This window comes from Mycolicibacterium sp. 624 (assembly GCF_040548615.1).
In the GTDB taxonomy this organism is placed as follows: Bacteria; Actinomycetota; Actinomycetes; order Mycobacteriales; family Mycobacteriaceae; genus Mycobacterium.
The window spans coordinates 902751-929144 of the sequence record NZ_JBEPRZ010000002.1 but is presented as its reverse complement, the minus strand read 5'-3'; the positions used below and the strand labels follow the sequence as shown (position 1 = coordinate 929144).

Genomic DNA, 26394 nt, shown 5'->3' with positions numbered 1-26394 from the left:
GACGCGGTCCGTTCACACTCTCGATTGTTCCCCATGCACCAGACAGCCGCCCGCAGGGCAGCCGGTGTGGCTTTGCTCGCCCTGCGTCAGGCAGAATCGACTGTGATGGACAGCATGACCGAACCCGCCGAGCTCGACTCCGCAGCCGCTTCGCCGATCAACTCGGTGGATCTCACCGCGGTGCTGATGGGCGCCGTGGACTTGGCGCGTTCCGCGATCGTCGACGCCTCGGGGGAGGCAGCCGAGGGTCAGGTCGGCGAATACCTCGGCGCGAGCTTCGACGATCCGACCGCCGCCACGCACCGCTTCCTCGCGAACATGCCGGGTTATCAGGGCTGGCAGTGGGCCGTGGTGGTGGCCGCGTATCCGGGCGCCGACCACGCGACGGTCAGCGAGGTCGTGCTGGTTCCAGGGCCGACGGCGCTGTTGGCGCCGAAGTGGGTCCCGTGGCACGACCGCGTGCAGCCGGGCGACCTGGGCCCCGGTGATCTGCTGGCACCGCCGCCCAACGATCCCCGTCTGGTGCCGGGGTTCCTGTCCTCGGGTGACGAGGAACTCGACGAACTCGCTGGCGAGATCGGCCTTGGCCGCAAGCAGGTGCTCAGCGATCTGGGCCGCGTCGAGTCGGCGCAGCGTTGGTACGAGGGCGACTACGGGCCGGGATCGGCGATGGCCAAGTCCACCCGCAAGGTGTGCCGCGACTGCGGTTTCTATCTCCCGCTGGCCGGATCACTGGGCAGGATGTTCGGTGTGTGTGCCAACGACATGTCGGCCGACGGACACGTGGTGGCCGACGAGTACGGCTGTGGTGCGCACTCGGACACACCGCCTGCCGCGCAGATCGGCTCGCCGCTGTTCGAGCCGTTCGACGACGGCGTGATCGAGCTCACCGACCCGTAGGCTAGGCCTCCGCGGCGGCCTTGATACGAGATAACGAATCGTTCATCCCCGCGAGCAGCTCCTGTTCGAAGCTGGGCACACCGCCCATCAGGGAGTTCACCAGAGCGTTCGACACGGCCTTGACGCCGTTCTCGGCGTGGCGGCTCTCGATGAGGCGAGTGCCGGCGGCGGTGGGTTCCAGTTCGTAGGACCAGACGGTGTTGTTCTCGTTGACCCGGAACGCCAGCTTGCGCTCCGGGTCGAACTCGGTGATCCGGCTGGTGGTCGGCCAGAACATGAAGCCGCGCCGGTTCAGGTTGACCGTCCGGGTGCCCGGGCGAAGCGGACCGAACGCGCGCATCATCCGGCACTGCGGGCTCCAGCGAGGCATCTGAGAGAGGTCCGACACCAATGCCCACACCTTGGCGGGCGGTGCGGTGATGTCGATCTCGGCTTGCAACAACGGTTCCGCCATTACCCCTCCAACGCTTTCAGGTCAGGCCGCTTTGGGCTCCACGGGAGCCGCGGCGTACGGCGCGACGTTGCCACAGAAAGATCGCTGTGCCAAGGACTCCGACGCCGAGGCCCGCGATGGTGACGGGGCGACACTCGTGCAGGGCGGGCAGCGTGAAGGCCAGGATCGCCGCGACGCACCACCCCGCGGCGATAACCACGATGACCGGCCACGGCTGCAGTAGGGCGGCAGGCAGCGCGGGTGGTTCGGGCGCCTCCCGCTGGGCGGGGGCGCCGGGGTCGGATCCGGCCACAAAGTCAACCTAGTCGATGTGCGGCTGCGTCCCTGCGACCGATCGAGGTGGCCGGTCGGTAGTCTGATGCCTCGTGAGCGACGCCAACGCCCGCCTGGCCAGCGACCTGTCGTTGGCGGTGGTGCGGCTGGCCAGGCAGTTGCGCTTCCGCAGGCCGGATTCACCGGTGTCGCTGTCGCAGTTGTCGGCGCTGGCCTCGCTGGCCAAGGAGGGACCGATGACCCCCGGTGCGCTGGCCGTGCGTGAACGCGTGCGTCCGCCGTCGATGACGCGGGTTATCGCCTCGCTGGCCGACCTGGGCTTCGTGAACCGGGCCGCTCATCCCGACGACGGCCGCCAGGTGCTGGTGTCGGCGTCGCAGGCGGGTCTCGAGCTGATCGAGGCGGAGCGCCGCGCCAGCCGCGAATGGCTGCAGCAGCGGCTGGCCGAACTGACGGCCGACCAGCGCGAGACACTGCTCCAGGCCGCCGATCTCATGTCGGCGATCGTCGACGAAGGCACGTGAGCGGGCCCGCCCGCGCGGCCAACGTCATTGACGTTGACGATCCGGCCGACCCCCGACTCGATGACTTTCGAGACCTCAACAGCATTGACCGCAGGCCGGATCTGCCGAGCGGCAAGGGTTTGGTGATCGCCGAGGGTGTGCTGGTGGTGCAACGCATGCTGGTGTCGCGGTTCACCCCGCGCGCGTTCCTCGGCACCGACCGGCGGCTGCGCGAGCTGACCGATGACCTCGCGCGCACCGACGCCCCGTACTACCGCGCCAGCGCTGAGGTGATGGCCGAGGTGGTCGGCTTCCACCTCAATCGCGGGGTTCTCGCGGCGGCTGCCCGGCCCGCGGAGTTGACGCTGGAGGCGGTGCTGGACGGCGCCCGCACCGTGGCGGTGCTCGAGGGTGTCAACGACCACGAGAATCTGGGCTCGATCTTCCGCAACGCGGCGGGCCTGGACGTTGACGCGGTGGTGTTCGGCACCGGCTGCGCCGATCCGCTCTACCGGCGGGCGGTCCGGGTCTCCATGGGGCATGCGCTGCTGGTGCCCTACGCCTGGGCGCCGGACTGGCCGGCTGATCTGGATACGCTGCGAGACAAGGGGTTCCGGTTGCTGGCCATGACGCCCGCTCCTGCCGCGCCATCGCTGGCGGAGGCGATGGCGGGGCTGGCCGATGATCGGGTCGCGATGCTCGTCGGCGCCGAGGGGCCCGGCCTGAGTGAGCGGGCGATGCGTGCGAGCGATGTGCGCGTGCGGATCCCGATGTCGCGTGGCACCGACTCGCTCAACGTCGCGACTGCTGCCGCGCTGGCGTTCTACGAGCGGGCTAGGGTGGCGACGGGCAGGAGCGAAGCGACCGGGGAGGGCCACCAGTGACCGACGAAGCCACGCCCTGGGGGACCGGGCTGACGGTGGCCGCGTTCGTCGCGGCGCTCACGGCTGCGGCGATCATCGTGCTGAGTCTCGGTCTTACCCGTGTGCATCCGCTACTGGCGGTGGGTCTCAACATCGTCGCGGTGGGTGGTCTCGCGCCGACGGTGTGGGGCTGGCGCACCCGCCCGGTGTGGCGGTGGTTCGTCCTGGGCAGTGCCGTCGGCGTCGCGATCGGTTGGCTGGCGATGCTGGCGATCGTGCTCGGCGGCTAGACCGCCAGCATCAGCTCACGGCTGGGTGCCGGAGCGGACGCCCAGCAGGACGTCCTCCCAGGCAGGCACCTCAGGCTTGCGCCGACGCGCGCGTGCCGGCTTGGCTGCGGGCGGGGCGGCTGGCGGTTCGGGTGCGGCGACCGGTTCGGGCGCAGGAGCAGGTGCCGGCGGGGCCACCGGTGCGGGCACCGAGAAGTCCAGCTGCGGCACGGGTGCCACGGCCCGCAGCGGACGCCGGTCGAAGTCGGGATCGACGAGTTCGGCGGCGGCATCGTCGAACGCGGTGGCCGTGCCGCCGTGTGCGCCGGGTGTGAACCGGAAGTGCGCGACGTTGTCCGACCTGCCGGCCTTCCACGCCAGCTGTACCGTCCAGCGGCCGTCCTCATTGCGCCAGGCGTCCCAATTCGTCGACTCCGGGTCGAGGCCGCGTCCCACGAGTGACGTCGTCACCGTCTCGAGCAGTGTCAGCACCGACGGGCCGTCGGCGAGCACCGGGTGTGCGGCGGTCGCGAGTTCGGCCGCGCGGGAGCGCTCCAGCAGTACCGGGTGGGCGAATCTCTCGACGCGTGCGATGTCGACACCGGCCGCCGAGGCGACCTGTTCGACGGATGCGCCCGCGCGGATCTTGGCTTGGATATCTCGGGGGCGCAACGTGTTCGGAATCTCGACCTCGACTTCGGGTTGACGCGATATGACGCGCTCCCCGCGCACTGCGGCGCGCAGGCGGTCATCGACATTCAGGATGAACTTCTCTGGGGAGTCCGTGCTTTCGCAGATGATGCGATCGGCGTCGACGTCGAGTCCAACAACCTTGAGTTCCCGCATTCCAGACCTCCTCTGGCCGCCGGACCTAGCGCGGCTTAACCGATGACCCTACTGCGTTACCGACTCGTGACCGCGTTGACACGCGGGGGTTGACTGCAGGTGCTGGCTAAATGCGTACTTGCCTACAACCGCTCAACGACCCAGTCGACGCACGCGGTGAGCGCACTGATGTCGTCGGGTTCGACGGCGGGGAACATCGCGATCCGGAGCTGGTTGCGGCCGAGCTTGCGGTAGGGCTCGGTGTCGACGATGCCGTTGGCGCGGAGCACCTTGGCGACCGCGGCGGCATCGACCGAATCGCTGAAGTCGATGGTGCCGACGACCTGCGAGCGCAGGGCGGGGTCGGCAACGAACGGTGTGGCGTAGCTCGACGCCTCGGCCCACGAGTACAGCCGCGACGACGAGTCGGCTGTGCGCTTGACGGCCCAGTCCAGGCCGCCGTTGCCGTTGAGCCAGTCGAGCTGCTCGGCCATCATCACCAGCGTGCCGATGGCCGGTGTGTTGTACGTCTGGTTCTTGAGGCTGTTGTCGATCGCGATCGGCAGCGACAGGAAGTCGGGCACCCACCGGCCCGACGCGGCGATCGACTCGACGCGGGCCAGGGCGGCGGGGCTCATGACGGCGAGCCATAGGCCGCCATCGGAGGCGAAGTTCTTCTGCGGCGCGAAGTAGTAGGCGTCGGTATCGGTGATGTCGACGGGCAGGCCGCCGGCCGCTGATGTCGCATCGATGACGACCAGGGCGTCGCCGGCGGGCCGCTGCACCGGCAGTGCGACGCCCGTCGAGGTCTCATTGTGGGCCCACGCGATGACGTCCACCGACGGATCCGACTGCGGCTGGGACGCACTGCCTGCGTCGGCCTTGATGACGATGGGCTCGCCGACGAAGGGATTGGCCGCGACGGCCGAGGCGAACTTCGCGCTGAACTCGCCGTAGGTCAGGTGCAGTGAGCGCTTGTCGACGAGGCCGAACGCGGCGGCGTCCCAGAACGCCGTGGAGCCGCCGTTGCCGAGGATGACCTCGTAGCCGTCGGGCAGCGCGAAGAGAGACCGGATGCCGTCGCGGACCTGGCCGACCAGGTTCTTCACCGGAGCCTGCCGATGCGACGTGCCGAACAGGTGGCCCGCGGCGGCGAGCGCCTGCAGCTGTTCGGGACGGACCTTGGACGGCCCGCATCCGAAGCGTCCGTCGGCGGGCTTGAGGTCGGCGGGGATCACGAGTTCGGCCATGCCGATAAGGGTAGTGACCGGACTCGTGCACTTTCTGGCGGGGAGGGCGTGCGGAAAACCCAGAAATGTGGGTACCCCCTCCTGGCATTGAACCCCGTGGTGTCCACCCGGGGAAGGGGTCGGGGATTGACCTCTTGGAGGGCATGTGATGAGTCGCGTAGGAACGTCGACGCTTTACTCGGTATGTGTGGCGGCCATGGTGGTGTTCGGAACGACGCTCGCCGTGGTGCCGGCCCAGGCTGATGGCCCGGATGGACCCGTGGGTGGTGATCAGGGCGGCGTGGTACTGAGCGAGATCAACGCGACGCGGGCGGCGAACGGCTGCGGCCCCGTCGCGGCCAATCCGGCTCTGACCGCATCCGCGGAGCGGCACGCCAGGGACATGCTCGTGAGCGGAGTGGCGGAGCACACCGGTTCGGACGGCTCCTCCCTGGTCCAGCGCGTCACGGATGCCGGCTACACGCAGTACGCCGAAGTCGGCGAGGTCGTCTTCTGGGGCACCGGCTCGGCAGGCAACCCCGCGACCGCGGTCACCTCGTGGATGAACAGCCCGGGGCACCGCGCGATCATCACCGACTGTGGTTTGACCGAGGCGGGGTTCTCGGCGGTCAGCGACGGCAACAAGATGACCGCGACCGGGGATTTCGGGACCAGGTAGCGCCGCCGAAATACTTCCCGGTCGTCGTCAGTTGGTCAGGATTCGGGCTCCGTCGGCGGTGACGGCGACGGTGTGCTCGCTGTGGGCGGCGCGCGCCCCGCTGGCGGTGCGCAGCGTCCAGCCGTCCGAGTCGTGCGTGTAGTCGTCGGAGCCGTCGGCGATCAGCATGGGTTCGATCGCGATGACAAGCCCGGGCCGCAGCTTCATGCCCTTGCCGCGACGGCCCTCGTTGGGTACGTGGGGATCCTCGTGCATGGTGCGGCCGATGCCGTGACCGCCGTGGTCGGCGAGCATGCCGTACCCGGCCCGCCGGGCGGACGTGGCGATCGCGTGGCCGATGTCGCCGAGGGTGTTTCCCGGTCGGACCGCGGCGATACCCGCGGCCAGGGCGGCGTCGGTCGCCTCGATGAGCGCGGTGTCGCGGGGATCTGCCGCGCCGATGACGAAGCTGCGTGCGGCGTCACCACACCAGCCGCCAAGGACTGCACCGAAGTCCACCGAGACCAGGTCGCCCTCGGCCAGCACCGCTGTCGTGGGGATGCCGTGCACGACGGCGTCGTTGACGCTGGTGCACAGGACCGCGGGAAACGGTGAGGGTGCCCACCGCGGGTGGTAATTCAGGAACGGCGATGTGGCCCCGTGCTTGGCCAGCACGTCGGCGGCCACGGCGTCGAGGTCCTTGGTGGAGCAGCCCGGGGCGGCGTGCGCGACGACTGCGCGCAGCGCCTCAGCGACGACGGCGCCCGCCGCGGCCATCGACTCGATCTGGGCAGCGCTCTTCAGCTCGACCATTGAGTGTGACCTGCCTCACATGTGATGGGGATTGCCGGGCTGGCGCACATATCGCGCAAGTCATGTTCAAAACCTGGGACCACGGGTACTGTATTTAGACAGCAAGCCGACAAATGTAAACCTCACGGGAGGCTTCGAATGGCCGTCAAGACAGCACCCACACCGGGTCGGACGCGCATCATCCGGCGCTGGCGCAAGAACATGGACGTCCTCGACGACACCGCATACGTGGACATGCTCACCACACTGTCCGAGGGGTCGGTGCGACGCAACTTCAATCCCTACACCGACATCGACTGGGACTCGCCCGAGTTCGCGGTGATCCCGGATGACGACCGCTGGATCCTGCCCGGGACGGACCCCTTCGGCAAGCACCCCTGGTACCAGGCGCAGTCCAGGGAACGCCAGATCGAGATCGGCATGTGGCGCCAGGCCAACGTCGCCAAGGTCGGCCTGCACTTCGAGTCGATCCTGATCCGCGGCCTGATGGAGTACGCGTTCTGGACACCCAACGGCTCACCCGAGTACCGGTACTGCCTGCACGAGGCGGTCGAGGAGTGCAACCACACCCTGATGTTCCAGGAGATGGTGAACCGCATCGGCGCCGATGTGCCCGGCATGCCGCGGCTGCTCAAGTGGATTCAGCCGACCATCCCGCTGGTCGCCGGACCGCTGCCGATTCCGTTCTGGTTCGGCATCCTCGCCGGCGAGGAGCCGATCGACCACACACAGAAGAACGTCCTGCGCGAGGGCAAGACCCTGCATCCGATCATGGAGCGCGTCATGGCCATTCACGTGGCGGAGGAGGCGCGGCACATCTCATTCGCCCACGAGTACCTGCGCAAGCGCGTTCCCCATCTGCCGCGACGGAAGCGGTTCTGGTTGTCGCTCTACGTCCCGCTGACGATGCGGATCCTGTGCTCGGCCATCATCGTGCCGCCGCGGGCGTTCTGGAAGGAATTCGACATCCCGCGCTCGGTGCGCAAGGAGATCTTCTTCCGCTCGCCCGAGTCTCGGCAGATGCTGCGCGACATGTTCGGCGACGTGCGGATGCTGGCCCACGACACCGGCCTGATGAACCCGCTCGCCAAGATCATGTGGCGGATCTGCCGGATCAACGGCGCGCCGAGCCGCTACCGCAGCGAGCCCGCGCGCCAGCACCTGGTCCCGGTCGCGTAGGCGCATGCCGCACGTCATCACCCAGTCGTGTTGCAGCGACGGGTCCTGTGTCTACGCGTGTCCGGTGAACTGCATCCATCCGTCACCGGATGAGCCCGGCTTCGCGACAGCAGAGATGCTCTACATCGACCCAGTGGCCTGCGTCGACTGTGGAGCCTGCGTCTCGGCCTGTCCCGTCGGCGCCATCGCGCCCGACAGCAAGCTCGAGCCGCAGCAGCTGCCGTTCATCGAACTCAACGCGTCCTTCTACCCGAAGCGCGAGGGCAAGCTGCCGCCGACGTCGAAGCTGGCGCCGGTGCTCGAGGCGCCGATGATTCACCCGCGTCCGAGCGGCCCGTTGACCGTGGCGATCGTCGGGTCCGGGCCGGCAGCCATGTATGCCGCCGACGAGCTGCTGACGCAGAAGGGTGTGCGCGTCAACGTCTTCGAGAAGCTGCCGACGCCGTACGGGTTGGTCCGGGCCGGCGTCGCCCCCGATCACCAGACCACCAAGCGTGTCACCTGGCTGTTCGACCGGACGGCGCGCACGTCGGGATTCACCTTCTACCTCAACGTCGAGGTCGGAGCCCATGTCAGCCACGCCGAGTTGATGGCACATCACCATGCCGTGCTCTACGCCGTGGGAGCGCCCAACGACCGTCGGCTCGATGTCGAGGGCATGGGTCTGCCGGGCTGCGGAACCGCCACCGAACTGGTGGCGTGGATCAACGGGCATCCCGACTGCACCACGCTTCCGGTGGATCTGAGCCACGAGCGGGTGGTGATCGTCGGCAACGGCAACGTCGCACTTGACGTCGCCCGGATTCTGACGAGCGACCCGGATGTCTTGGCCCGCACCGACATATCCGATCAGGGGTTGGCGGCGCTGCGCGACTCGCGCGTCCAGGAGGTCGTTATCGCGGCCCGGCGCGGGCCCGCGCAGTCCGCCTTCACGCTGCCCGAGTTGATCGGGTTGACCGCCACCCACGAGGTGGTGCTCGACACCGCGGATCACGACCTGGTGCTGCGCGATCTCGCCTGTGAAACCGATCCGTTGACCCGCAACAAACTTGAGATCCTGTCAAAGCTGCCGGACGCCTCGGCTCCCAGCGCCGGACCCCGCATCAGGCTGGCCTACCGCCTCACCCCGCAGCGCGTGCTCGGCGAGTCACGTGTGGAGGGTATGGCCTTCGCGGTCACCGGCACCGACGAGCTTCGGTCGCTGGAGGCCGGGTTGATCCTGACGTCGATCGGCTACCGCGGCAAGCCAATTCGCGACCTGCCGTTCGACGACGACGCCGGCGTGGTGCCCAACGACGCCGGGCGGGTCCTCGATCCAGGCAGTGAGACCGCGGTGCCCGGCACGTATGTCGCCGGCTGGATCAAACGCGGGCCCACCGGATTCATCGGCACCAACAAGTCGTGTGCGGCACAGACCGTCGCTGAGTTGGTGGCCGACTACAACGCGGGTCGGCTCGCCGATCCGTCGAGTGGGTCGGCCGCACTGGACCGGTTGGTGCGTGGCCGTCAACCCGACGTCGTCGACGGTGCCGGATGGAAGGCCATCGATACTGCGGAGATCGCCCGCGGCGGCGATTCGCGGCCCCGCGACAAGTTCACCACGATTCCCGAGATGCTCGATGCAGCGGCGAGCGCACCGACCCCGTCACTGGGCCGGCGACTGCTCGCGGGATTGCGCCGCTAGCGGTTTCAGCCCTGACCCATCGACTTGGCGACCTCGTTCATGTCCACCTCACGAACGGTCTGCGCCAACGACCAGTGATGCCCGAACGGATCACGGACGGCGCCGTAGCGGTCGCCCCAGAACTGGTCCTCCAGTGGGGCGATGACGGTGGCGCCGGCATCGAGTGCCCTTTGGAATCTGGCATCGACGTCGTCGGCGAACTGCAGGTGGATGGTGACTGGGCTGCCACCAAGGGCGGTCGGCGTCATCGACTTTCCCCCGCTCATCTCGGGGAAGTCGTCATTCAGCATGACCATCGTCCCGTTGATGTCCAGCGCGGCGTGGATCAACTTGCCGTCGGGTCCGGGCATACGGATCCACTCGGTGGCCCCGAATGCCTTGACGTAGAAGTCAATGGCTGCGGCGGCGTCGTCGACGACCAGGTGTGGGACGAGGAAGGGGGCGGTGGGACGTGTCGGCTCGGTCATGAGGGCTCCTCTCGAAGGGGATGTTCACCACTACCGACCATCCGCTCGGGGGAAACTCATCGCAAGGGCTCAGACTTCCCCGCCCACACGCCGCGGGTATGCGTGATGTGATGGGCTGTCAGCCGTTCGGCGGCGGGGCCGTCGCCGCGTTCGACGGCGTCGAGGATGGTGCTGTGCTCATGGGTCGAGACGCGGAACGCTTCGGTGCCTGCGACCTTGTTCAGCCCGTACAGGCGGCTTTGATCGCGCAGTCTGCTGACGGCGTCAACGAGGTACGGATTGTTGAGCGATTCCAGTAGTTGCAGGTGCATTTGACGGTCGCAGTCGAGGAATTCGGTCCAGTTTCCCGCTTCTGCCGCTTGATCGGCACGCGCAGCCAGTGCGCGTAAAGGTTGTAGGTCGGTGACGAGTCGGCGTTGGGCGACTTCGCGCATGGCGACCGGTTCGATCATCAGCCGTAGGTCGATGATGTTGTCCAGCTCCCGCTCGGAGAGCACTCGAACCTTGAAACCCTTGTTGCGCAGCATTTCAATGAGTCCGTCTTGAGCGAGCGTGAGCAGCGCTTCCCGGATCGGGGTGATCGAGACCTTGAGTTCCTCTGCGACCTGCCCGACGGCGTAGATGGTGTCGGGGACGAATGCGCCGGAGTTGATGCGCGCCCGCAGAACACGTACGGCGTCGTCACGCAGGCTATGGCGGGTCAACCCGGCGCTTTCGGTTATCGACACACCCGTTCCCTTCAAATCCCTCGCACGCCATTAAGGTGTCACACCCAGGGTGTCATACATTACGACGCGGCTAGGGCAACACAGTGCGAAGGAAGGTCTTCGTGCGTTGCTCGCGGGGGTTGGTCAGGAGTTCGGTGGGCGGTCCTTCCTCGATGACGGTGCCGTTGTCCATGAAGATCAGACGGTCGGCGACGTCGCGGGCAAATCCGAGTTCGTGCGTCACGACGATCATGGTCATTCCGGATGCAGCGAGGCCCTTCATGACGGTGAGCACCTCCCCGACGAGTTCGGGGTCGAGAGCCGAGGTGGGTTCGTCGAACAGCATGACGGCGGGGCGCATGGCCAGTGCCCGCGCGATGGCGACTCGCTGTTGTTGGCCGCCCGACAACTCGCGCGGGTAGGCGCCGGCTCGATCGGCTAGGCCGACCTTCTGCAGAAGGTCGTGAGCGTGCGCCACGGCGTCGTTACGTGGTTCGCCCTTGATCTGGGTGGGGGCCTCGATGATGTTCTGCAGCACCGTGCGGTGGGCGAAGAGGTTGAACGATTGGAACACCATCCCGACGTGTTGACGCTGCCTGGCGATATCGCGGTCGGTCAGTTCGCGCAGACGCCCTCGGTGGCGCTCGTAGCCGATGGTCTCGCCGTTGATCTCTATCCGACCAGCGTCGATGGGTTCGAGGTGGTTGAGGCAACGCAGGAGTGTCGACTTGCCCGATCCGGATGGGCCGATGATGCACACCGTCTCACCTCTGGTGACCTGTAGGTCGACTTCGTTGAGCACCGTGAGGCCGTTGAACCGTTTGACCACGGCCTCTGCGTTGATAAGCGGAGTCATGCCGTCACACCGATCTTGCGCACCGTGAATCGCGCGGGCTTGGGCGTCCGCTGCGACCCGTAACCGCGGGAGAATCTCGATTCGATGAGACGCTGCACGGCCATCAGGACGGTGGTCAGTGCGAGATACCAGATGGTGATCGTCAGCAGCAGTTCGACGATCTTGAAGTTGCTTGCGTAGATCTTGCCGGCGCTGCTGAGCAACTCGGCATAGGACACCGCGAAGGCCAGCGAGGTGTACTTGGTCATGTTGATGGCCTCGTTGCCGGTCGGGGGCACGATGACGCGCATGGCCTGGGGGAGCACGATGCGGCGCATCGCACGCGCTTTGGTGAACCCCAGGGCTCGGGCTGCCTGTAGTTGGCCCGGGTCGACGGCGAGGATGCCGCTGCGGACGATCTCGCCCATGCTGGCGCCCTCGGCCAGGCCTAGGCCAAGTAGGGCGGCGAGCAGGGGAGTGATGAGGGCGTTCGCCGGCCCTTGGTAGATGGGGCCCAGGTTCACGTAGTCGACGACCAGGCCGATGTTGAACCACAGCAGCAGTTGCACCAGAACGGGAACGCCGCGGAAGAACCACAGGTAGAACTTGGCCGCTGCGACGGCGACGGGGTTGGCTGACAGATCCATGATCGCGATCGCGACGCCCACAACGATGCCCAGCAGCATGGCCAGTGCGGTGAGCAGCATCGTGCCGCGCAGACCTTCCAGGATCACTGGTGAGGTGAGGTAGCCCGGAATGATCGCCCAGTCGATGTCGGCGTACGCGAACTGTCGGATGACGAGCGCCGCGCCTGCCACGAGGGCAACCGCGGAAGCCCATCGGCCGTAGTGCGGTCGCCCGACGGTGCGCTCGACGACGGAGCGTGCGGTCTGCGGGGCGCCTGTGTCTGTCTGAGTCGGAGGGACCACGTCACTTCCCCTCCGGGGGCATCCCAATGGTTGCCATGGCGATCCTGCCGCCCTGCAGGCCCCACCGGTCGGAGATGGTCGCGTAAGTGCCGTCGTCGATCATCGTCTGCAGCGCGTGGCGGAACGGTTCAACCAGGGGGCTGCCCTTGGGGAAGATCAGCGCATACGTGGTTTCGTCGAACGTTGTGGTGTCCACCGATTCGAGGTCGCTACCGCCGACGTGACTGGCGTAATCGGCGACCAGACGCGCGGTCGCGGTGGCATCAGCGCGACCTTGTTGCATCAGCAGCACGTGGCCCGCGGGATCGCCGTAGGAGATGGTCATGATCGCCGGGCGGCCCGAGCTCTCACAGTGTTCCCGGGACAGGCGCGCGACGGTGTCCGGATACTTCGAGCCCGCTTGAACGGCCACGGTGCGACCGCACACGTCGTCAAAATCCTTGATGCCAAGAGGATTTCCTCGGGTAACCAGGAGTACGGACGAGTCGGCGAAGTAGTTGAGCATGTCGAACTGCTCGGAACGTGCCTGCGTGTTGAACATCCCGTTGCCTGCGATGTCGTATCGGCCGGCGGAGACGCCCGGCATCAGCGACTCATAATTCGTCGGAATCCACTCCAGCTGGACACCTGCACGGCGCGCCATCTCGTTGACGTAATCGGGTTCGAAACCCTCGACGGTCTTGCCGTCGGCGCCGAGCACCTCGTAGGGCGCGAGTCCAACGGACGTCGCCATGCGAGCGGTTCGCTGCTCGCCGGGCACGCTGTCGACTCGTTCACCGCCCCCCGAGCATCCCGCGATCAACAACGCCGCGGCGACACCGGTACACGCTGTTGCGCCCCGTCTCCTCAGTCCGCCAATGCTCATCCGCCGTCCCTCTTTCGTGGTCTGATTCACCGCTCGAACAAGTAAGGTTTTACACCTTAGGTATCGTATGGAGTGGTGTCAATCACAGCGATGTTGACACGACCTGGGCTTTTCGTGTTTCACGTCGCCGGGGCGGACGGTCTGGTCAAACCGCAATCCCGTATGTAAGGTGTAATACCTCACTGAAAGGAAGTGTGATGGATCACAGTGGCACTGTCGTGATCGGCGGCGGCATCATCGGTGCGTACTGCGCCTACGAACTCGCCCGCGCCGGCGAATCGGTAGTCATCGTGGACCCCGCACCCGCATCGGGAGCGTCGACCGGCAACGCCGGAATGCTGGTGCCGAGCTACTGCCTCCCGATGGCCAATCCAGCGACGCTGAGCGCAGGGTTGGCCTCACTGTTCAGCGCCGATAGCGCAGTGTCGTTCGCACGGCCGATAACGGCTGACACGCTGTCCTGGTTGGCGCGGTTCGTCGTCGCGTCGAGGCCCGGCCGCGCGGTACGTGTGGCTCCTGAGTTGGTGAGTATGGGCGCGCGCAGCATTGACGCCTACGAACGGCTCGCCGCGCGCGAGGGCATCCCCTTGGAGGTGCGGCGATGCGGCTGGCTGCACGCGGCGGAGACACCGGCGGCGCTGCGCGCGCACACCAAGGCTGCGAATGCGTTGCGGCGGCTCGGTGTTCGCATGGAGACGCTATCCGGTGAAGCCGCCCGCGAGCGGGTTCAGCACCTGAGTGAAACCGTGGTCGGCGCTGTCCACTTCCCCGACGACGCGGCGGTGGATCCGACGTCGGCATGCCGGGCGGTGCTCAGCGCCGCCGCGAAGCACGGTGCGCGCACAGTGCGTGCGTTGGCCACCGGGCTGATTCGCGACGGTGATCGGGTCACTGCGGTTCGCACCGATGGTGGCGACATTCCCGCGCATGCGGTCGTGCTTGCGGCCGGTCACCGCACCACGGTGCTAGCCCGGCGGCTTGGACTCGGGGTTCCCGGGATCGCGCCCGCTCAGGGCTGGAGCCTCACCCTGCCGGCTGACAGCGGCCAGGCACCCGATGTGGCGCTGATGTCGGTGGACGACCATGTGGTTATCAACGCGACGGCTGGCATGGTGCGTCTGACCGGCGGCATGCGATTCGGCGGCGATCCCGATGAGGCGCCGCCGCAGGAGGTGTTCGATCGTCTGCGGGCAACCGCGAACCGGCTAGTGCCGTCGTTGTCTGCGATCACCGACGATGGCCAAAAGTTCTGGGGCGCAAGACCCATGACTGCGTCCGGCCTACCGGTCACGCGGCGTCTTCTCGGCAACATGGTGGTTGCCGCAGGGCATGGTCCCCTGGGCATGACGCTGGCACCGGCCACCGCTGAGCTGGCCGCACGGCTGCTTCAGCAGACCTTGACAAGGAGCACACGATGACATCCCTCGCGGCACCCTTGTCGGGTATCCGGGTTGTCGACTTCGGCCAGTATGTGGCCGGGCCGGCCGTCGCCATGATCCTCGGTGATCTGGGCGCTGAGGTCATCCGCATCGACCCGCCCACGGGTCCGGCCTGGGACAGCCCCGCCACCGCGGCGCTGAATCGCGGCAAGCGCTCCATCGCCTTGGACCTCAAGTCGAGCGTTGACCGCGCCACCGCGCAGGACTTGATCAGGACCGCCGATGTGGTCGTGGAGAACTTCCGTCCCGGTGTCATGTCCCGCCTCGGCCTGGACGCCACGGAGTTGCGACGCGCGCAACCGCGACTGATCTACCTGTCACTACCGGGCTTCTCGGCCACCGACCCCACCCGCGCCCAGCTGCCGGGGTGGGAGGGCATCGTCCTGTCAGCCACCGGCGGATACACCGACATGGGCCTCAACCGGGTGCTGATGGGCATCAACCCGTCCTACAGCCCGCTGCCGCTGGCATCTGCCTACGCGGCAGCGCTTGGAGCCCTGGCTGTGGTTGTGGCACTGCTGGACAGGATGTCCTCCGGCTGCGGTGAGCACATCGAGGTGCCGCTGGCGGATGCCGTGCTCGAGGGACTGGCCTACAACTCGTTACGAGTTGACGACCTACCGCCGCGCTACCTGTCATTGCGCGAACTGGAGATTGACCGTCGCCGTGCCGACGGTCAGGCGATGGACATGTCCTATGACGAACTGCAGGAACTGCTTGACCCGTTCTATCGCAGTTACCGATGCGCCGACGGGCGGCTGTTCTACAACTGCTGCCCCGCGCACCGGACCCACGCCATCACCGCGTTGAAGACCCTGGGGTTGTGGGATCAGTTCGCCGCCACAGTCCCAGTCGTCGATCCCTATCTGGATCACGCCGACTGGCCGGCAGGTGTCGACTGCACGTTGTTGGCATACCCGCTGTCCGAGAACTGGACCCGGCAGCTTGCCGGCCCCATCGAGGCTGCCTTCGCTCAGCACTCGAGTACGGAGTGGGAGGCGCGATTCGACGCTGCCCGTATCCCCGGAGCGGCCCATCGCAGCAGCGCGGAGTGGATGCACAGCGACCATGCCCGCACCGCCGGACTCATGGTGGAGGTCCCCGACCCCCGGTACGGGCGCCTGCTGCGACCTGGGCCGGTGATCTGGACAGAGAACAGCCCGCTCAACACCGCGTCGGCGCCAGCGCTCGACACCGACCGCTACGACATCCTCGCCCTGCTGGGCGAGCAGACCCCGACCATCGGTGGCCTCGCAGGAGCGCCGGACGGGGCACTGCCGCTGAGCGGGGTGCGCATCCTCGACATCACCAATGTCATCGCCGGCCCAACGATCGGATCCACGTTGGCCCGATTTGGAGCCACCGTCACCAAGATCGACCCTCCCACACCGACTTTCGACCCCTACCACAACATCGTCGTCGGCCTGCACGCCAACCGCGGCAAACGCAGCGCCCTCGTTGACCTGACCACCCCGGCGGGGCAGGCCATCTTGGACAAGCTCGTCGCCGAACATGACGTGGTCACGTTCAACGGCGTGACCCGCCAAATGAATGCGCTGGGGCTCACCCCGCAGCGGCTCAAGGCGATCAACCCCGATATCGCCATGGTGCGCATCGACGCCTACGGAGGTCAGCGGCCCGGCCCGCGCAGCGAGGTTCCCGGCTACGACGACAACGTCCAGGCCTGCACCGGCATCATGACGCGCTTTGGTGGATCAGCCCAAACACCGGAGGAACACGCCCACCTCGGCACCATCGACGCACTCGCCGGCTTCCTGGCCAGTGCAGCGGCAGTGGCAGCACTGCTGCAACAGCGCCGCACCCAGCACAGCGAGCCCGCTCGCGTGTCGCTGGCCGCCGCCGGACAGTTCCTCCAGATTCCGTTCATGTACGACCACCCCGGCCGGGACCCCTTCGATGAACCACATGGACGCCTGGCCCACGGCGAGAACTCCTGCTACCGCAGTTACCAGGCCGCCGACGGGCCGCTGTTCTTCGCTGGCCGCACAGGCGATCTCGGTGACCTGGCCGATCTCGAGGCATTCGGCGGGCTTCCCGTCGACGGCGATGACGTCGAGGTGGCCGACTACCTCGCGCAGACATTCCTTGGGCGCGACGTCGCGTACTGGTGTGCCGCGCTGGCCGGTAGCCCGTTCGGTGTGCACCGCGTCGAAGCGATCGCCGATCTGAAGCAACGCAACACGGTGACCGAATCGGCCGGACCAGTCCCGCTGGGATCAACCACCATGCTCTTCGTGCGCCACGACCGCCATCCACTGGGCCGGTGGGTTGACATGGCAGCACCGAACGCCATCAGAACCAGTCGAATGCGACTGCAGATGCCCGGTCCAGCACCACGATTCGGAGAACACACCCACGAGGTGCTGGCAGCGCTTGGCTACACCGGCGACCAGATCGCCGAGCTGAGCACCGCTGGTGTCGTCACCGATCGCTGGACACCGAAAGCCACCTACCTACCGCTGTAATCCCACTTCACGACAGAGGAGTAACCCATGAGAACGACCTACGATCCGGTGGCCATCACCGCAGCCGTGACCGGCGGCGACGTGCTGCCCAGCCAGAGCCCCGCAGTCCCGTGCGGACCGGAGGCCATCGCCAAGGCCGCGATCGACGCAGCCGCCGCCGGCGCCACCGCCGTTCACCTGCACGCCCGCGAGATCGACGGGCGCCCCACGGGATCGGCGTCGATGTTCGCCCAGATCGTCGACCAGATCCGCAGCCAGTGCGACGTTGTCATCAATGTCACCACCGGTGGCTCAGTGGACATGACTGCCGCGGACCGGCTGCAGGGCGTCATCGCCACCCGACCCGATATCGCCACCCTCAATCTGGGGACGATGAACTTTGAGGGCTTCCCCACCAAGGAACGTTGGCCCGAAGTGCAACACCAGTGGGAGCGTGACGTTCTGGCCAACTCCGGTCGCGTCGTGTTCACCAACACGCTGGCCATGATGCGCGACTTCGCTGCCACCTTCCGCGATCTCGGGGTGTGCCCGGAACTGGAGGTCTATGACCTCGGTCATCTGAACATGGCCCGATTCCTGCTCGACGAGGGAACACTGCACGGCCCCGTGCGCATCCAGTTCGTTCTCGGCGCGCTCGGCGGGGCGGGGAACAGCCTGCACGACTTGTTCGCTCTCGAACAGGCCGCCCAACGCATCCTTGGCGCTGACCTGGCCGCGGTCAGTGTCGCCGCTGTCGGCTACCCCGCACAGCTGCGGATGGCAGCGGTGGCCGCCGCCGGCGGTTACGACATCCGGGTCGGTATCGAGGACAACCTGCGGATCCGGCGCCGCGAGCAGGCCAAGGACTCGGCCGAATTGGTCGCTGCGGCTGTCGGAATCGCCGCACAACTGGAACGCGGCATCACCACACCCGACCAGCTGCGCGCCCAGCTCGGCCCGTGGTACTCCACTCGGCCGACTGCGGAGGCACAGTCGTGAACCATGCCACTGACGTGCTGCGCATCAGCTGTATGCAGGCCGAGGGACGACCCGGCGACGTGGAACACAACCTCGATCTGGTTGACCGCGCCGCTGTGCAAGCCCGCGGCGACGGCGCAGACCTGCTGATCACTCCCGAGATGTTCTTGACCGGCTATGACTGCGGTGATTTAGCGCCGCTTTTGGAGCCCGACCGCGATCTGGCCGGCCGGGTCGCCGCCATCGCGGCCCGACATCGCATCGCCATCCTGGCCGGTCTGCCCATAGCGCTGCCCGAAGGGGGTATCTCCAACGCCGCGGTATTCGTCGACGACACCGGACAAACCCTTGGTGTGCACCACAAGTCGCACCTGTACGGGGCGATCGACAAGGACAGGTTTCGCCCCGGAGCCCACCCGGCCACCATCGTGGACTACCGCGGGGTACGCATCGGCGTGCTCATCTGCTTCGAACTGGAGTTTCCGGAGCCGGCCCGACTCGCGGCGTTGTCCGGCGCGCAGCTCATCGCGGTACCCACCTCGAACATGGAGCCCTACGCGGCCATCAACGAGCACCTGGTCTGGACCCGTGCATGGGAGAACCAGACCTACGTCGCGTACGTGAATCGCTGTGGGACCGAACGCAACACCCACTACGTCGGCAGAACCGTCGTCCATGGACCCGGCGGGGAGCTCATCGCGCGTGCCGACACATCACCCACCCTGCTGACCGCCGATATCTGTATCCCCGCGGTCGCCGCTGCCCGTCACGACTTCAGTTACCTCGCCGAACGCCGGCCGAATCTGTATGCCGGGCTCGCGCACCTCGAACCCCAACTGCCCGCACCGAACCGAAAGGCATTGCCATGCACGTGAAACTGAGCCCCGAGGACGTGAAGACCGTCGCCTGTATCGGAGCCGGTGTCATCGGCGGCGGCTGGGTGGCGCACTTCCTGGCCCGCGGCTACGACGTTCACATGTGGGATCCCGCGCCCGACGCCGAGGCCAAGGTGCGACACCGTGTCGAGGCGGTCTGGCCCGTCCTCACCGAGCTGGGTCTGGCCCCGGGTGCAGATCCGGGTCGCCTCGTCGCGGCACGCACGCTGGACTCGGCAGTTGCGGACGCCGACTTCATCCAGGAGAGCGGCCCCGAGGCGCTGCCGACCAAGATCGACCTGCTGGCGCACATCGACTCGGCTAGCAGCCCCGACGTGGTGGTGGCATCGTCGACGGCGGGTCACCCCATGACCGATATGCAGGTCGGTGCCACGCGCCCCGAGCGTTTCGTCGTCGGGCACCCGTTCAATCCGCCCTACCTGTTGCCGTTGGTGGAGGTGGTCGGTGGCCGCAGCACGTCTGCGGCCGCGGTCGCGTGGGCGTCGGCGTTCTACACCGCTGCGGGCAAATCGGTCATCACCATGGACTCCGAAGTGCCGGGCTTCATCGCGAACCGTCTGCAGGAGGCCCTGTGGCGTGAAGCGCTGCACATGGTGGCCGCAGGCGAGGCGACCATCGAGCAGATCGACCGCGCCGTCACCGACGGTCCCGGGTTGCGGTGGGCGTTCCACGGCCCCTTCACCACGTTCCACCTGGCTGGCGGCCACGGTGGCATTGCACATGCGTTGGAACACTTCGATCCGACCGAGTACTCGCAGTGGTCGCGGCTGGCCAGCCCGGAGTTGTCCAAGACGCTCAAGCAGCACCTCATCGACGGTGCCATCGCCACCACCGATGGTCGCGACGTCGCCGACCTGACGAGTGAACGCGACGCCTCCATTGCCGCGATTCTGCGCACGCTGCGACGCGCCGAGCAGCCGTCATGACCGACATCAGCCAGCGCAGCCCGACCCCAAGGCTGCCGCCCACCTGGGCAACTGTCGATGATGCCTGGATCGACTACAACGGCCATCTCTCCGAGGGCTACTACGTGCTGCTGTTCAGCCGCGCGATAGACGACATGCTCACCCATGTCGGTCTCGGCGAGCCCTACCGCGCGGCCACCAACTGCGCAGTGTTCACCGTCGAAGCCCACGTCCGCTATCTGCATCAGGTGCGTGCCGACAGCACCATCGAGATCCGAAACCGAATCACCGCCGTCGACGGCAAACGCCTGCACAGCGTCCACGACATGTATGTCGGTGAAAAGCTCTGTGCCACTGAAGAAGTCGTCGGACTTCACGTCAACCGCGAACAGGAGAGGGTGGTGCCGTTCCCGGCTGCCGTCCAGACGGAGCTGGCCGGCTATCGACAGCACGGGCACACGGGACCGATCTCGGCCACCGTCGGAGCAACCCAGTGACCGCAACGTGCGTCGACACACTCGCGGACGTCGAGGGCCTGCATCTGCTGAGCCCAGAGATCATCACGAGCCTCTACACCCTCGACATGGCCTACGCCAGCCAGGTCGAGGCCTTCACCGAGCTGGCCAACGGTAACGCCTGGCAACCCGACAAGATCGGTGGCGGCCATGCCGGTGACGACAGCACAGTGTTCTGCTACGCCGCACGACTCAACCGTGACACCGGACCCATCTCGAAATTCGGCAGCGTCAACCCAGGCAACACCGAGCAGGGGCTGCCGAGCATTCACGCGATGGTGGTGTTGCTGCACCCCGACACCGGAATCCCTGTGGCCATACTCGACGGCACGGCGATCACCGCGCGCCGCACCGCGGCCGCCTCGGCTGTGGCCGCCACCAATCTGGCGGGCCAGGCCGCCCAGATCGCGGTGCTGGGCTCTGGACAACAAGGCGTGGCGCACGTCCACAGCCTGCACCGTCGCTTCCCGTCAGCGTCGTTCACGCTCTGGTCGCCAGACACCGAACAGGTCGGACAGGCCGTGGAAGGACTTCGGGCACGGGGCATCACGATCGCCTCAACGGCAACGGTCGGCGACACCCTGCATGGCGCCGACATCGTGGTGACGGCAACCCAAGCCGTCGAGCCACTGTTCGACGCCGAGGTCCTCGCCCCCGAAGCGCTGGTGATAAGCATCGGCAGCTTTGAATCCCACCGCTGCGAAATCGGTGCTGACACACTGCAACGCAGCACGACGGTCGTCGTCGACCACGCTCCAACCGCGCGGGCTCATTGCGGACCGCTGGTGGATCTGCAACGCCGCAACATTGACACCGCGGTCACCGAACTGGGGCACGTGATCATCGGCGCGGCACCCCCGCCGGCACCCGGCGTGACCACCTACCTTTCGGTGGGACTCGGCGTCCAGGACGCAGCCGCCGCCTGGTCGATCTACCGCCGTGCTCGGGAACTGGGTCTGGGCACCACGGTGCAGTGGTGACCAGTCCAGTCAGGCGACACCAACCCACAGTCATCTTCGATCCTGAACGAGGCATCATGTCCGACCCCACGTCCTGGACGGTTCCCGACGTCCTGGCGGGCTACCGCAACCAGTCGCTCTCACCCGTGGAGGTTATGGCCACCACCCTAAAACGGATCGCCGATCTCAACCCGCACTACCGGGCGGTGGCGCACGTGTTCGCCGACCGCGCGATGGAGCAGGCTCATACCGCAGAACACCTTTACCGCACCGACCCCGATGCGGCTCGGCCACTCGAGGGCATCCCCGTACTGGTCAAGGAGGACGAGGCCATCCGCGACGATCCCTGGACACAGGGATCGACCATCTACCGCAGTCTCGTCGCGGATCACACCGCACCGTTCGTGCAGCGCATCCTCGATGCCGGCGCCATCATCCACGGGAGGTCGGCGGCCCCGGAATTCTCCTCGGCCGCGTTCACTCAGTCATCGCTCTGGGGTGTGACAACCAACCCATGGAATCCCCGGTACTCCAGCGGTGGATCCTCTGGCGGTTCAGCCGTGGCGCTCGCCACGGGGATGACCTTGCTGGCCACCGGATCCGACCTCGCCGGATCCATCCGCACTCCCTCGTCGTTCAACGGCACCGTCGGCTACAAGCCACCCCACGGCCGGGTCCCCGTCGACGCCCCGTTCAACCTCGACCGCTACTGCCACTGCGGCCCGATGGCCCGCACCGTCGCCGATTGCCTGACGCTGCAACGCATAATCGCCGGCCCGCACCCCGACGATCTGGCATCCCAGCTGCCGCCAGCACCGTCGGCCGCCCCGTCACAGTGGAGAGTGGGCGTCATCACCGGCCAGGACTGGCCCGTCGACCCCGAGATCGCCGACAACACTCGCGCGCTCGGACAAGCGCTAGCCGCCACCGGAATCTCGGTGGAGGAAATGGCGCTCCCGGTGCAACGCGACGACGTGATCGACGCCGCGGCCATCCACTACGACGCCATCTTCGGCGCCGCCCTGACCCACGAATCCGATCAGCACCCCGACCAGATCAATCCCTACGTCCCAGAATTCGCGCGCTGGGCCGCGCAACGACGTGGGACCCGCAGCTTCTTGGACGGTCTCGCCATCGAAGCGGCCCTGCAGTCGAAGATCGCGCCGCTGTTCCAGCAATTCGATGCGCTCGTGCTGCCAGCCGTGGCCACGCGCGGATTCCTAGCCGGTGATGACTACGTGGGGCATGGTCTCGAGGTTGGCGGCACCACACTGAGCTTCTATATGGAGGCACTGCCGTCGATCCTGTTCAACGTTCTCAGTGCACACCCGGCCCTGACGATCCGCTCCGGCTTCGCCAACAACGACGTCCCGACGGGCGTCCAGATCGTTGGCCGGGCCTACGACGACAACACCCCGTTCGCGATCGCCTTACACCTGCAGCGCGCCGCGACAGTCCCGACCACCTGGCCGACCCTGCCCACACCATCCTCGGACGTTTGAAGCACCCCTGACGAAAGGCACCATCCATGACAACGTCGCCTACCGAGACGGGTACCGGCTCAGAAACCCATTTCGCACGAACGATGACGTGGCGGGCCGCGCTGTCGCTTGCGTTGGCGCTGCCCGCAGCGGCGCTGTCGGTCATCGGCTACTGGGTGGGCGCGCTCGGCGGGTGGACCGCCGCCACCCTGCTGGCGATCTCGGCGACCATCGCTATCCTGCAGAACTTCACGTACGCCGAGATGGCGGCGATGTTCCCCGACAAGGCTGGCGGAGTCGCCACATACGCCTACCAGGCCTGGCACAAGGTGTTTCATCCCCTCGGCGCCCTGGCCTCCGCGGGATACTGGGTCGGGTGGTCCTTCGGGCTGACCACCACCGCACTGGTCATCGGGGAACTCGTTAGCGACCAATGGTTCTCACAGGTCACCACCGAGCTGACGGTGGGCCCGGTGCACCTGGGGTTGGCGCACCTGATCGCCCTGGCGTCCCTGTTCGGGGTCTGGCTGCTCAACGTCTTCGGGATCGAACCGGCGGTGCGTGTCAGCTACGTCGTCAACGCGCTGGTGGTCATCGTCATGCTCGCCGTGGTCGGGACGTCCATTGTGCAGGGGCAGATTCACCTCGAACGGTTGACGTGGGCGCTGACGTCAGTCGACGGGGCCGCACCATTGATAGTGGCCTGCGTGTGGCTCTTCCTCATGGGCTGGACCGTCTACGGCACTGAGATCGCCGCAACCTTCACACCCGAGTACCGCAATCCACGCACTGATGTCCCCAAGGCGCTGACCGCCGCCGGGCTGATGTCGCTGGTGGTGTTCGCCTGTATGCCCATCGTCGTCACCGGCACCGTCGGCGAACCAGAGATCACCTCCAGCCCAATCGGTTTCAACATCACTCTGTTCGAGACTCTGTTCGGTGCGGCCGGACCGCTGGCGATCGTCGTACTGTGCCTGGCCATGCTCAACCTGATGTCGGTGTCGATCGCCGACAGTGGACGCGCTCTGTTCGGCATGGCCGAAAGCGGATTGACGATACGACAACTCGGAGTGCTCAACCGTTTTCGGATGCCGGCCAGGGCGATGGCCGTCGGACTGGTCCTCAACATCGGTCTGATCGTCTTCGTCGGAAATCTCCTCGGCGTGATATTCGCCTCGAACCTGGGCTACTTCGTCGCCGTGATCATCGCACTCACCGGATACCTGCTGCTGAGACGCTCCGGCGTGGCCCCCGACCGCTCCTTCCGCCTTCCTCGCTGGTGGGATGCCGTGGCCGCACTGCTGGCGCTCGCCAATCTGACGTTCTTCCTCGTTGCTGCAACACATCCCGCGCTCACCGGGTACGGCGGCTGGAAGGAAGAGCTCATCGGTTTCGGTGTGCTCGTCATTGCCTTGACGATGTACGGCTACCGCCGCTATGTACAAGACCGCATCAACTAGCGGTGTGATGCCGCCGAACCCGCTCTCACCCGGGGGTCACCTATACGACGGAAAATCCCGCGGGCAGCGGCGCGCGGCCCGTCAGCGACAGCAGCACGGTCTCGCCTTGCTCCAGGGCGACACCGATGCGCGCGGCAAGCGCGGTCGCCTCGTCGAGAACTGGTGTCGGTGGCGTGAAATCGATTCCGGTGGCGCGGGCGATGTCGAGACCGTGCACGGCCATCTCGAAGGTGCGCGTCGGCAGATAGCCGCTCAGCCGGATGCCGAGCCCGCCGATCACCGCAATCAACGGGTCGTCATCGACACCGGCCAGGTCGGCCAGCACGCGGCGGCGCAGATCGGCCACCGCCACGGCGGGGTCGGCGCCGAGGTCTCGGCCCGCCTGCCTGCCCCGCTCGGTGACTTCGGCGGCGCCGAGGGTGGCCGCGACGTCGCGAATGCGGGTGTAGTACTCGACAGGGCCTGCGAGGTCCTCGCGCTCAGCCGGGGTCTGCAGGTAGGTGCTCACCGTGATCAACGAACGCGAGGTGTGACCGACGAGCGAGCGCACATCCCAGTCGCCAAGGCCAGGCCCGTCCCACGCATCGGCGGGGATGGCACCGACGAGGTCGACGAACGCCTCGGCGGCGGCGGCGAAGGTCTTGGACGTCGAGGCGCTCACGCGACCGAGACGCGGTCCCACCCGGCGACCGACTCCACGCTGCGTGGCTGCGGGCCGACATAGATGGCCGATGGGCGCACCAGCTTGCCGAGACGCTTCTGCTCCAAGATGTGGGCGCACCAGCCCGCGGTGCGACCGCAGGTGAACATGGCGGGCATCATCGTGGTGGGTACCTCGGCGAAGTCCAGCATCACCGCGGCCCAGAACTCGACATTGGTCTCGATGGCGCGGTCCGGGCGCCGTTCGCGCAGTTCGGCGAGGGCGGCCTGCTCGAGCGCGGCGGCCACCTCATATCGCGGTGCGTCGAGCCGTTGCGCGGTCGCCCGCAAGACCCGGGCACGCGGATCCTCGGCCCGGTAGACCCGGTGTCCGAAGCCCATCAGCTTGTCGTGGCGGTCGAGGATTCCCCTGACCACGGCGCGAGCGTCACCGCTGCGTTCGACCTCGTCGATCATCGGCAGCACCCGGGCCGGTGCGCCACCGTGCAGCGGACCACTCATCGCACCCACCGCCCCAGACAGCGCAGCCGCCACGTCGGCACCGGTGGAGGCGATCACTCGGGCGGTGAACGTCGACGCGTTCATACCGTGTTCGGCCGCGCTCACCCAGTACGCGTCGATCGCCTCGACGTGCCGGGGATCGGGGTCGCCCTTCCATCGGGTCATGAAACGCTCTGTCACGGTGGAGCATTGGTCGATGGTGCGCTGCGGTACGGCCGGTTGATGAATGCCGCGGGCGGACTGCGCGACGTAGGACAGCGCCATCACCGAGGCACGGGCCAGCTGGTCGCGGGCGGTCTGATCGTCGATGTCGAGCAGCGGGGCGTAGCCCCAGATCGGGGCCAGCATCGCCAGGCCCGCCTGAACGTCGACGCGGACGTCGCCGCTGTGGATGGGCAGTGGGAACGGCTCGGCGGGCATCAGCCCGCGGTCGAACTCCCCGTCGACCAGCAGCGCCCACACGTCACCGAATGTGACGTGTCGGTCGACCAGCTCCTCGATGTCGACGCCGCGGTAGCGCAGCGCGCCGCCGTCCTTGTCGGGTTCTGCGATCTCGGTCGTGAAGGCTACGACGCCTTCCAGGCCGGCGACGAAGTCGTCGGGCACCCCAGGCATGCCACTCATAGTTCGGATTCTTGCACTTGGCTCGAATGGGGTCACCAGCGGTCGGTAAAGGGGCGGT

At 67.0% G+C, this 26394-nt stretch carries 28 protein-coding genes; 16 read left to right on the top strand and 12 right to left on the bottom strand.

All coding sequences use genetic code 11. The features are described from left to right. Positions 1–114: 114 nt before the first annotated feature. A complete protein-coding gene (locus ABIA65_RS11465) occupies positions 115–900 on the top strand; it encodes a DUF3027 domain-containing protein (protein WP_354523564.1) in 786 nt (261 codons plus the stop codon). Between the two features lies 1 nt (position 901). Here the strand turns inward: ABIA65_RS11465 and ABIA65_RS11460 are convergent, their stop codons facing one another. Next, positions 902–1354 (bottom strand): SRPBCC family protein, encoded by a 453-nt coding sequence (locus ABIA65_RS11460; protein ID WP_354523563.1) that lies wholly within the window; start codon positions 1352–1354, stop codon positions 902–904. 16 nt (positions 1355–1370) lie between these two features. Next, a complete protein-coding gene (locus tag ABIA65_RS11455) occupies positions 1371–1646 on the bottom strand; it encodes a DUF2530 domain-containing protein (protein ID WP_354523562.1) in 276 nt (91 codons plus the stop codon). Positions 1647–1719: 73 nt separating this feature from the next. On the opposite strand from ABIA65_RS11455, the gene ABIA65_RS11450 reads away from it, so the two are divergent. From ABIA65_RS11450 to ABIA65_RS11440, 3 genes are read left to right on the top strand one after another with little or no spacing between them, the layout of a single operon-like run. Further along, positions 1720–2151, top strand: coding sequence for an Rv0880 family HTH-type transcriptional regulator (locus tag ABIA65_RS11450; protein ID WP_241403201.1), 432 nt, complete (start codon positions 1720–1722; stop codon positions 2149–2151). After that, positions 2148–3014 carry a TrmH family RNA methyltransferase gene (locus ABIA65_RS11445; RefSeq protein ID WP_241403202.1) on the top strand — a complete coding sequence of 289 codons (867 nt, stop codon included), beginning with the start codon at positions 2148–2150 and terminating at the stop codon, positions 3012–3014. The genes ABIA65_RS11450 and ABIA65_RS11445 overlap by 4 nt, the downstream gene beginning before the upstream one ends. Next, positions 3011–3283, top strand: a complete 273-nt coding sequence (locus tag ABIA65_RS11440; protein WP_241403203.1) for a DUF2537 domain-containing protein — start codon at positions 3011–3013, stop codon at positions 3281–3283. Before ABIA65_RS11445 ends, ABIA65_RS11440 begins: the two co-directional genes overlap by 4 nt. Positions 3284–3298: 15 nt before the next feature. Here ABIA65_RS11440 and sepH read toward each other — a convergent pair whose 3' ends face one another. Next, positions 3299–4108 carry a septation protein SepH gene (gene sepH, locus ABIA65_RS11435; protein ID WP_241403204.1) on the bottom strand — a complete coding sequence of 270 codons (810 nt, stop codon included), beginning with the start codon at positions 4106–4108 and terminating at the stop codon, positions 3299–3301. A 122-nt stretch (positions 4109–4230) separates the two neighbouring features. Continuing rightward, positions 4231–5337 (bottom strand): phosphoserine transaminase, encoded by a 1107-nt coding sequence (gene serC, locus ABIA65_RS11430; protein WP_241403205.1) that lies wholly within the window; start codon positions 5335–5337, stop codon positions 4231–4233. A 148-nt stretch (positions 5338–5485) separates the two neighbouring features. On the opposite strand from serC, the gene ABIA65_RS11425 reads away from it, so the two are divergent. Further along, positions 5486–5995 (top strand): CAP domain-containing protein, encoded by a 510-nt coding sequence (locus ABIA65_RS11425; RefSeq protein ID WP_354523560.1) that lies wholly within the window; start codon positions 5486–5488, stop codon positions 5993–5995. Between the two features lie 27 nt (positions 5996–6022). Here ABIA65_RS11425 and map read toward each other — a convergent pair whose 3' ends face one another. Continuing rightward, positions 6023–6787: a type I methionyl aminopeptidase gene (gene map, locus ABIA65_RS11420; protein ID WP_241403207.1), complete on the bottom strand. Its 765-nt coding sequence runs from the start codon at positions 6785–6787 to the stop codon at positions 6023–6025. Between the two features lie 138 nt (positions 6788–6925). Between map and ABIA65_RS11415 the strand changes: the two genes are divergently transcribed. Together ABIA65_RS11415 and ABIA65_RS11410 are read left to right on the top strand one after the other, a co-directional pair. Beyond that, positions 6926–7966, top strand: a complete 1041-nt coding sequence (locus ABIA65_RS11415; RefSeq protein WP_241403208.1) for an AurF N-oxygenase family protein — start codon at positions 6926–6928, stop codon at positions 7964–7966. A 4-nt stretch (positions 7967–7970) separates the two neighbouring features. Beyond that, positions 7971–9650 carry an FAD-dependent oxidoreductase gene (locus ABIA65_RS11410; RefSeq protein WP_354523559.1) on the top strand — a complete coding sequence of 560 codons (1680 nt, stop codon included), beginning with the start codon at positions 7971–7973 and terminating at the stop codon, positions 9648–9650. A gap of 5 nt (positions 9651–9655) precedes the next feature. Here ABIA65_RS11410 and ABIA65_RS11405 read toward each other — a convergent pair whose 3' ends face one another. The 5 genes from ABIA65_RS11405 to ABIA65_RS11385 all read right to left on the bottom strand — a co-directional run bounded on the left by ABIA65_RS11405 (position 9656) and on the right by ABIA65_RS11385 (position 13453). Beyond that, positions 9656–10117, bottom strand: a complete 462-nt coding sequence (locus ABIA65_RS11405) for a VOC family protein (RefSeq protein WP_241403210.1) — start codon at positions 10115–10117, stop codon at positions 9656–9658. A 56-nt stretch (positions 10118–10173) separates the two neighbouring features. Beyond that, positions 10174–10845, bottom strand: a complete 672-nt coding sequence (locus ABIA65_RS11400; RefSeq protein ID WP_241403211.1) for a GntR family transcriptional regulator — start codon at positions 10843–10845, stop codon at positions 10174–10176. Between the two features lie 70 nt (positions 10846–10915). Continuing rightward, a complete protein-coding gene (locus ABIA65_RS11395; RefSeq protein WP_241403212.1) occupies positions 10916–11680 on the bottom strand; it encodes an amino acid ABC transporter ATP-binding protein in 765 nt (254 codons plus the stop codon). Next, entirely contained in the window at positions 11677–12588 is a 912-nt protein-coding gene (locus tag ABIA65_RS11390; protein WP_354523558.1) for an amino acid ABC transporter permease, read from the bottom strand. The genes ABIA65_RS11395 and ABIA65_RS11390 overlap by 4 nt, the downstream gene beginning before the upstream one ends. 1 nt (position 12589) lies before the next feature. Further along, positions 12590–13453: a transporter substrate-binding domain-containing protein gene (locus ABIA65_RS11385; protein ID WP_354523557.1), complete on the bottom strand. Its 864-nt coding sequence runs from the start codon at positions 13451–13453 to the stop codon at positions 12590–12592. Positions 13454–13650: 197 nt separating this feature from the next. On the opposite strand from ABIA65_RS11385, the gene ABIA65_RS11380 reads away from it, so the two are divergent. From ABIA65_RS11380 to ABIA65_RS11340, 9 genes are read left to right on the top strand one after another with little or no spacing between them, the layout of a single operon-like run. Further along, the gene (locus ABIA65_RS11380; protein ID WP_354523556.1) at positions 13651–14871 is read left to right on the top strand and encodes an NAD(P)/FAD-dependent oxidoreductase; all 1221 of its coding nucleotides are present in this window, start codon (positions 13651–13653) and stop codon (positions 14869–14871) included. After that, positions 14868–17378 carry a CoA transferase gene (locus ABIA65_RS11375; protein ID WP_354523555.1) on the top strand — a complete coding sequence of 837 codons (2511 nt, stop codon included), beginning with the start codon at positions 14868–14870 and terminating at the stop codon, positions 17376–17378. The genes ABIA65_RS11380 and ABIA65_RS11375 overlap by 4 nt, the downstream gene beginning before the upstream one ends. Positions 17379–17405: 27 nt before the next feature. After that, positions 17406–18356, top strand: coding sequence for a beta-keto acid cleavage family enzyme (locus ABIA65_RS11370; protein WP_241403217.1), 951 nt, complete (start codon positions 17406–17408; stop codon positions 18354–18356). Then, positions 18353–19210: a carbon-nitrogen hydrolase family protein gene (locus tag ABIA65_RS11365; protein ID WP_354523554.1), complete on the top strand. Its 858-nt coding sequence runs from the start codon at positions 18353–18355 to the stop codon at positions 19208–19210. Before ABIA65_RS11370 ends, ABIA65_RS11365 begins: the two co-directional genes overlap by 4 nt. Beyond that, a complete protein-coding gene (locus tag ABIA65_RS11360; RefSeq protein WP_241403219.1) occupies positions 19201–20157 on the top strand; it encodes a 3-hydroxyacyl-CoA dehydrogenase NAD-binding domain-containing protein in 957 nt (318 codons plus the stop codon). Before ABIA65_RS11365 ends, ABIA65_RS11360 begins: the two co-directional genes overlap by 10 nt. Continuing rightward, positions 20154–20633, top strand: coding sequence for a thioesterase family protein (locus ABIA65_RS11355; RefSeq protein ID WP_354523553.1), 480 nt, complete (start codon positions 20154–20156; stop codon positions 20631–20633). Before ABIA65_RS11360 ends, ABIA65_RS11355 begins: the two co-directional genes overlap by 4 nt. After that, positions 20630–21631, top strand: coding sequence for an ornithine cyclodeaminase family protein (locus ABIA65_RS11350; protein ID WP_354523552.1), 1002 nt, complete (start codon positions 20630–20632; stop codon positions 21629–21631). The genes ABIA65_RS11355 and ABIA65_RS11350 overlap by 4 nt, the downstream gene beginning before the upstream one ends. 56 nt (positions 21632–21687) lie before the next feature. Beyond that, entirely contained in the window at positions 21688–23112 is a 1425-nt protein-coding gene (locus ABIA65_RS11345; protein ID WP_354523551.1) for an amidase, read from the top strand. Between the two features lie 26 nt (positions 23113–23138). After that, on the top strand, positions 23139–24551 hold the full coding sequence (locus ABIA65_RS11340; protein WP_241403223.1) for an APC family permease: 1413 nt from the start codon (positions 23139–23141) through the stop codon (positions 24549–24551). Between the two features lie 40 nt (positions 24552–24591). Here ABIA65_RS11340 and ABIA65_RS11335 read toward each other — a convergent pair whose 3' ends face one another. Further along, positions 24592–25212, bottom strand: coding sequence for a maleylpyruvate isomerase family mycothiol-dependent enzyme (locus ABIA65_RS11335; protein WP_354523550.1), 621 nt, complete (start codon positions 25210–25212; stop codon positions 24592–24594). Next, positions 25209–26327: a citrate synthase 2 gene (locus tag ABIA65_RS11330; RefSeq protein WP_241405477.1), complete on the bottom strand. Its 1119-nt coding sequence runs from the start codon at positions 26325–26327 to the stop codon at positions 25209–25211. The genes ABIA65_RS11335 and ABIA65_RS11330 overlap by 4 nt, the downstream gene beginning before the upstream one ends. Positions 26328–26394: the final 67 nt, after the last annotated feature.

Coding starts and splice junctions, on each gene's coding strand:
- ABIA65_RS11465 (WP_354523564.1), top strand. CDS start 115: ATGACCGAACCCGCCGAGCTCGACTCCGCAGCCGCTTCGCCGATCAAC.
- ABIA65_RS11460 (WP_354523563.1), bottom strand. CDS start 1,354: ATGGCGGAACCGTTGTTGCAAGCCGAGATCGACATCACCGCACCGCCC.
- sepH (WP_241403204.1), bottom strand. CDS start 4,108: ATGCGGGAACTCAAGGTTGTTGGACTCGACGTCGACGCCGATCGCATC.
- serC (WP_241403205.1), bottom strand. CDS start 5,337: ATGGCCGAACTCGTGATCCCCGCCGACCTCAAGCCCGCCGACGGACGC.
- ABIA65_RS11425 (WP_354523560.1), top strand. CDS start 5,486: ATGAGTCGCGTAGGAACGTCGACGCTTTACTCGGTATGTGTGGCGGCC.
- map (WP_241403207.1), bottom strand. CDS start 6,787: ATGGTCGAGCTGAAGAGCGCTGCCCAGATCGAGTCGATGGCCGCGGCG.
- ABIA65_RS11415 (WP_241403208.1), top strand. CDS start 6,926: ATGGCCGTCAAGACAGCACCCACACCGGGTCGGACGCGCATCATCCGG.
- ABIA65_RS11410 (WP_354523559.1), top strand. CDS start 7,971: ATGCCGCACGTCATCACCCAGTCGTGTTGCAGCGACGGGTCCTGTGTC.
- ABIA65_RS11405 (WP_241403210.1), bottom strand. CDS start 10,117: ATGACCGAGCCGACACGTCCCACCGCCCCCTTCCTCGTCCCACACCTG.
- ABIA65_RS11395 (WP_241403212.1), bottom strand. CDS start 11,680: ATGACTCCGCTTATCAACGCAGAGGCCGTGGTCAAACGGTTCAACGGC.
- ABIA65_RS11385 (WP_354523557.1), bottom strand. CDS start 13,453: ATGAGCATTGGCGGACTGAGGAGACGGGGCGCAACAGCGTGTACCGGT.
- ABIA65_RS11380 (WP_354523556.1), top strand. CDS start 13,651: ATGGATCACAGTGGCACTGTCGTGATCGGCGGCGGCATCATCGGTGCG.
- ABIA65_RS11375 (WP_354523555.1), top strand. CDS start 14,868: ATGACATCCCTCGCGGCACCCTTGTCGGGTATCCGGGTTGTCGACTTC.
- ABIA65_RS11370 (WP_241403217.1), top strand. CDS start 17,406: ATGAGAACGACCTACGATCCGGTGGCCATCACCGCAGCCGTGACCGGC.
- ABIA65_RS11360 (WP_241403219.1), top strand. CDS start 19,201: ATGCACGTGAAACTGAGCCCCGAGGACGTGAAGACCGTCGCCTGTATC.
- ABIA65_RS11355 (WP_354523553.1), top strand. CDS start 20,154: ATGACCGACATCAGCCAGCGCAGCCCGACCCCAAGGCTGCCGCCCACC.
- ABIA65_RS11345 (WP_354523551.1), top strand. CDS start 21,688: ATGTCCGACCCCACGTCCTGGACGGTTCCCGACGTCCTGGCGGGCTAC.
- ABIA65_RS11340 (WP_241403223.1), top strand. CDS start 23,139: ATGACAACGTCGCCTACCGAGACGGGTACCGGCTCAGAAACCCATTTC.
- ABIA65_RS11330 (WP_241405477.1), bottom strand. CDS start 26,327: ATGCCTGGGGTGCCCGACGACTTCGTCGCCGGCCTGGAAGGCGTCGTA.